Source organism: Propionivibrio pelophilus DSM 12018 (assembly GCF_059569095.1).
This window is the reverse complement of record NZ_JCANUT010000102.1, coordinates 1-5,231: the sequence shown is the minus strand read 5'-3', so window position 1 is coordinate 5,231 and position 5,231 is coordinate 1. Positions and strand designations below refer to the sequence as shown.

7 protein-coding genes are annotated in these 5,231 nt (G+C 64.7%); 5 read left to right on the top strand and 2 right to left on the bottom strand.

Annotated features, from left to right (window positions below):
• Positions 1–842, bottom strand: an 842-nt coding sequence (denD, locus tag BO74_RS20570; protein WP_496445188.1) for a D-erythronate dehydrogenase, incomplete at its 3' end; no start/stop codon positions are given.
• Positions 843–983: 141 nt separating this feature from the next.
• Between denD and BO74_RS20565 the strand changes: the two genes are divergently transcribed.
• The 4 genes from BO74_RS20565 (at position 984) to BO74_RS20550 (ending at position 3,645) form a co-directional block, all read left to right on the top strand.
• Positions 984–1,934, top strand: coding sequence for a LysR family transcriptional regulator (locus tag BO74_RS20565; protein WP_496445186.1), 951 nt, complete (start codon positions 984–986; stop codon positions 1,932–1,934).
• On the top strand, positions 1,931–2,419 hold the full coding sequence (locus BO74_RS20560) for a YkgJ family cysteine cluster protein (RefSeq protein ID WP_496445184.1): 489 nt from the start codon (positions 1,931–1,933) through the stop codon (positions 2,417–2,419). Before BO74_RS20565 ends, BO74_RS20560 begins: the two co-directional genes overlap by 4 nt.
• Before the next feature lie 73 nt (positions 2,420–2,492).
• Positions 2,493–3,209 (top strand): GTP cyclohydrolase I, encoded by a 717-nt coding sequence (gene folE / locus BO74_RS20555; RefSeq protein WP_496445182.1) that lies wholly within the window; start codon positions 2,493–2,495, stop codon positions 3,207–3,209.
• Positions 3,210–3,216: 7 nt separating this feature from the next.
• Complete coding sequence (locus BO74_RS20550; protein WP_496445180.1) at positions 3,217–3,645, top strand: BLUF domain-containing protein; 429 nt, start codon at positions 3,217–3,219, stop codon at positions 3,643–3,645.
• On the opposite strand, the gene BO74_RS20545 is transcribed toward BO74_RS20550, so the two are convergent.
• A complete protein-coding gene (locus BO74_RS20545) occupies positions 3,642–4,247 on the bottom strand; it encodes an IMPACT family protein (protein WP_496445178.1) in 606 nt (201 codons plus the stop codon). The two genes, BO74_RS20550 and BO74_RS20545, sit on opposite strands and share 4 nt — an antisense overlap.
• Before the next feature lie 339 nt (positions 4,248–4,586).
• On the opposite strand from BO74_RS20545, the gene BO74_RS20540 reads away from it, so the two are divergent.
• Entirely contained in the window at positions 4,587–4,961 is a 375-nt protein-coding gene (locus BO74_RS20540) for a cupin domain-containing protein (RefSeq protein WP_496445176.1), read from the top strand.
• The last annotated feature ends 270 nt before the right edge of the window (positions 4,962–5,231 follow it).

Below are 5,231 nucleotides of genomic sequence, written 5' to 3'. Positions count from 1 at the left end.
CGCGGCTCCGGCTTGATCTCGATGAGGTCAGCCACCTTGTCGCCGGCGATTTTGCGCAGCGTGTCGATCATGTCGCCGACCACCGCGGTGTTGCCCGGCAGGTTGATCACGCGGGTGACGCCCCACGTCGAGGACGGCAGTTCGTAGGCGTGGATCAGGGACGCAATGACCTTAGCCGGCGAGAGCAGCCAGATCTTCGCATCACGGCCGACCGGGCAGACCGAAGGCACGCCGTTAAGCGGTTCGCGGATGATGCCGCTGGCGAACGACGAGGCGGCCAGGTTCGGCTTGCCGGGACGCACGGAGATGGTCGGCAGGCGCAGCGAGCGGCCGTCGATGTAGCCCTTGCGCGAGTAGTCGGTGACGAGGTATTCGCAGATGACCTTCTGCGCACCGTAAGAGCCTTGCGGATTCGGCGTCGTGCCGTCGTCGAGCACTTCCGGCAGTTCGCCGCCGAAAACGGCGACCGAACTGGTGAAGACGAAGCGCGGCGGCTTGGCCTGCTTGCGGCTGGCGTCGAGCAGGCCGCGCGTGCCGTCGAGGTTGACCTTGTAGCCGAGTTCGAAGTCGGCTTCGGCGCCGCCGCTGACCACCGAGGCCAGGTGGAAGACGGCGCCGGTGTCGCCGCCGAGCGCGGCTTCGACGCAGGCGAGGTCGTTCAGGTCGCCCTTGACGCACTTCAGGCGGGAATCGACGTTCTCCGGGAACGCCATGTCGAACAGGGTGATCTGGGAGATCGGCTCCTGCTGGCCCTCGGCGTTCGACAGCGTGCCCTTGTTGAGCAGTGCCAGCGCCAGCCGGTACCCAATGAAACCGCCACCGCCGGTAATCAGTACTTTCATGTGCATCCCTCGCTAAAGTTGTTGTTTACGATCAAAGTGCGCCATTCAATCGGCGCCCAACCGGAGAATCCTAGCAACAGCGAATGTTTCCGTAAATTGAAAAGATTAGAATCATCGGTTCCATAAATTCACCTATCGCCCATGCCCGCCCCATCCCCTCCGTTGCTGCTCAACCGCATCCGCATGCGCCAGGTGTTGCTGATGCTGGCCATCCACGAGCACCGAACGCTGCACACCGCCGCGCAGCATCTCGGCATGACCGCTTCCGCCGCCAGCAAGATGCTGCATGAACTCGAAGAGGCGATCGGGCAGACGCTGTTCGACCGCGAGGGGCGCGGCCTCAAGCTCAACCCGGCCGGGCTGGCGGTGATGAACGCCTGCCGCAGCCTGCGCAGCACCATGAGCGGACTGGGCCAGGAGCTGAACAAGCTACGCCTCGGCAGCGCGGAGAAGATCTTCATCGGCAGCATCATGGTCGCCCTGCCCGATTACCTGAGCGATGCCCTGCTCGAAACGAAGAAGCTCTACCCGCTCCTCTCGCTCGAAGTCGTCATCGACACCAGCGACCGGCTGATCGAACTGCTGCGCGACGGCACGCTCGACATCGTCATCGGCCGCCTGCCGAAGGACGCCGGTCCGCTCGGCCAGGAATGCCTGTTCCGGCCGATCGGCGAGGAGGAGGTATCGATCATCGCCGCCCCGGACCACCCGCTGGTTGAGGCGGCACGCCAGGCGCCGCTGCAATTCGCGGCGCTGCTCGCCTACCCGTGGATCCTGCAACCGCTGGGCAGCCCGTCGCGCGAAGTCATCGAGCAGGAATTCGTCAGCAACCACGCCGCGCTGCCGACCGGCTTCATCGAAACCTCGTCCCTGCTCGTCACCTCGACGCTGCTCCGCCGCGGCGACATGCTCGCCGTCGCGCCGCGCTCGATCGCCGCGCAATACGAGGACAACGGCTCGCTGGCGATCATCCCCTACGACTTCACCCACACGCTTTCGCCGTGGGGCAGCATCGTCTATCGCGACCGCCACACCACACCCGCGCAGGATACGTTGCTCGAACTGCTGCATTCCGGAGGAAATACGCCATGAGCGCACTGACCAAACTTCACGCCGACATCGACCGCCGCGTGCAGTCTATCCGCGACGGCGGCGCGGAGTGGCCCTGCGCGAAAGGTTGCGACCGGTGTTGTCACCAGTTGGCGGACATTCCCACACTCACCCGCGCCGAATGGGAACTGCTGCGCGAAGGGCTGGCCGCCTTGCCGGCCGCGCAGCGCGACGAAATCGGCCAACGCATCGTGGCCCTCGCCGCGTCGAAGGAACGTCCCGTGACCTGCCCGTTCCTCGACCGGGACACCGGCGCCTGCCCGGTCTACCCGTTCCGTCCGGTTGCCTGCCGCACCTACGGCTTCTACGTGCAACGCGATCGCGGCCTGTACTGCGGCGAGATCGAATTGCGCGTCGCGGCCGGCGACCTGGCGTACGTCGTCTGGGGCAACCACGACGCCATCGACCGCAGCCTCGCCGCACTGGGCGAGGTGCGACCATTGACCGACTGGTTCACGGGAGATTGAACGCCGTCCTGGCTTTTCGGTCACAGAAATGCTTGATTGAACCCAGCCACCCAATCCGCGACAACAACAGCCAATGAACAGCGACCTTTCCCCCCGGACCGACAGCACCGACGCCGCCCCCGTATCGGAACGCATCCGCGCCCGCATCCAGCGCGCCGGCCAGCGCTTTCACGCCAACGACAACATCGCCGCCTTCGTCGAACCCGGCGAACTGGAGGCCCTGCTCGACGAGGTCGAGGGCAAGATGAAGGGCGTGCTGGAAAGCCTGGTCATCGACACCGAGAGCGACCACAACACCCAGGACACCGCCCGCCGCGTCGCCAAGATGTACCTGACCGAAGTCTTTCGCGGCCGCTACCTGCCGGCGCCGCCGGTCACCGAATTCCCCAACGTCGAGCGGCTCAACGAACTGATGATCGTCGGCCCGATCACCGTGCGCAGCGCCTGCAGCCACCACTTCTGCCCGATCATGGGCCGCCTGTGGATCGGCCTGATGCCCAACGAGCATTCCAACCTGATCGGCCTGTCGAAGTACTCGCGCCTCGCCGAATGGGTGATGAGCCGGCCGCAGATCCAGGAAGAGGCGATCACCCAGATGGCCGAACTGCTGATGCGCAAGGTCAGCCCCGACGGCCTCGCCGTGGTCATGGAGGCCGATCACTTCTGCATGCACTGGCGCGGCGTAAAAGATGCCGAGACCAAGATGGTCAACAGCGTGATGCGCGGCATCTTCCTCAAGGACGCCGCACTGCGCCGCGAATTTCTCTCCCTGATCAACCTGAAAGCCTGAGGCCACGATGCTCGTCCGATTGCTCTACGCCAGCCGCCCCGTCGCACCGCTGACCACCGCCGTGGTCGATGCGATCCTCGCCCAGTCGCGTGCGCACAATCCCAAGCTCGGCATTACCGGCATCCTCTGCTACAGCCACGACCTGTTCCTGCAGGTGCTCGAAGGCAGCCGCGACGCCGTCTGCGAGATGTACAACACCATCGTCCGCGACGACCGCCACACCCACGTGCGCATCCTCAGTTATGAAGAGATCGCCGAGCGCCGCTTCGGCAACTGGACGATGGGGCACGTGGACGTCACCACGATCAACCCGTCGCTGTTGCTCAAGTACGCCGAACTGCCGGTGCTCAACCCATTCAACTGCCCGGGGCAGGCGTCGATGGCCTTGCTCGACGAATTGCTGGCGACTGCCGCGGTGATCGGGCGCAGCGGCTAAGAATCAGAAAAGCCTTCGTCTTCGCGCCAGACAACCCGCCCGTTCCCCGCCTCGTTGAGGCGAGCGATCAGCGCCTCGGCGGCATCCTCGGGGAGACTGAAAACAAATTCGACAAGGGTGCCGTGATTCACCGCCACCAACTTCGCCCCGACGCGTTCGAGTTCACGCCGGAGCATCCCCTCCAGCGCATACGGCACCGAACAGCCCAAGGTGCGGCTGCGCACGATCGGCACTTTCTGCGCGGTCAGCAGCGCCTGTGCCACGCTGTCCGTATACGCCCGTACCAGACCACCGGCACCGAGCTTGACCCCGCCGAAGTAGCGCACCACCGTCGCCAGCACGCCGTCGAGATCCTGATGCCGCAGTACCTCCAGCATCGGCCGCCCGGCTGTCCCGCCCGGTTCGCCGTCATCAACCGCCGCCGACTGCCCGCCGGCCAGCAGGGCCCAGCAGACATGCGCCGCGCCGGGATGCTGCGCGCGCAGGTCCGCGACGATCCGCTGCGCCTCGGCCCGGTCGCTCGCCGGCCGCACGCAGCCGATGAAGCGGCTCTTCTTGATCAGCAATTCGCTGCTGACCGGAACGGCGAGAGTCTGAGGCATGTTTGGCAAAAACGGTGAAGCAGGAAACCCCGGATTATCAGATGGCACGACCGCGGGCACAACGCCAAGGCAATCACGAGAATACCGCGTGGAGCCGCTCCTCCCCTTGAAGGTTATCGTATGCACACATCGCAAATGCTCCGTCATTCCGGCGAAGGCCGGAATCCAGGTTTTCGGAGTACAAACTGGATCCCGGCCTTCGCCGGGATGACGAACAGGTAGAGCGCATACCATAGCCCCCTGAAGGGGAGGGAGAGCAAATTCATGCGATTGCCCTGTGCACACCCCCCTCCGGCGACAATAGGATAATCGTCGAAGAAATCAGAGAAGGAACCCGCCATGCGCCAACCGTACGCCACCGTGCCCGCCTACATCACCAAGGACGGTTCAACGATCCGCGAACTGATGCACCCGTCAATTCACCGTAACGTACAACAAAGCCTCGCCGAAGCCACCGTTCCCGCCGGAACGCGGACCCTGCTGCACCGCCACCTGCTGAGCGAAGAGCTCTACCACATCACCGCCGGGCACGGCCGGATGACGCTCGGGGCGGACCAGTTCGACATCGCCACGGGGGACACCGTCTGCATCGCCCCGGGCGTCGCCCACAGCGTCGAAGCCTCCGGCAGCGAAGCGCTGACCCTCCTGTGCTGCTGCGCCCCGCCCTACGCGCACGACGATACCGAATTGATCACGCCAGCCGAGGGACGTTGAGGGCGGCAGACGGAATCACAGTCGGTTACACATCGACCCAGCAAGGCCCACAGACGCGCGAGAAGCGCAGCCTAGAATCCACTCATTGCTTCAGCGCCCCCGCTGACAATGTTTGACCCTCCCTGACCCATCGCAACGATGGGACTTTCAATCCCGTGCCACACCGGCGCGGGATTTTTTTTGTGCGCCCGGCACGGGCGCACTCCTGCGGGTGCAAGTCCCGCCGTAAGTTGATCACAGCGAACGAAGTGAAGCGCAACTGCGTGAGGG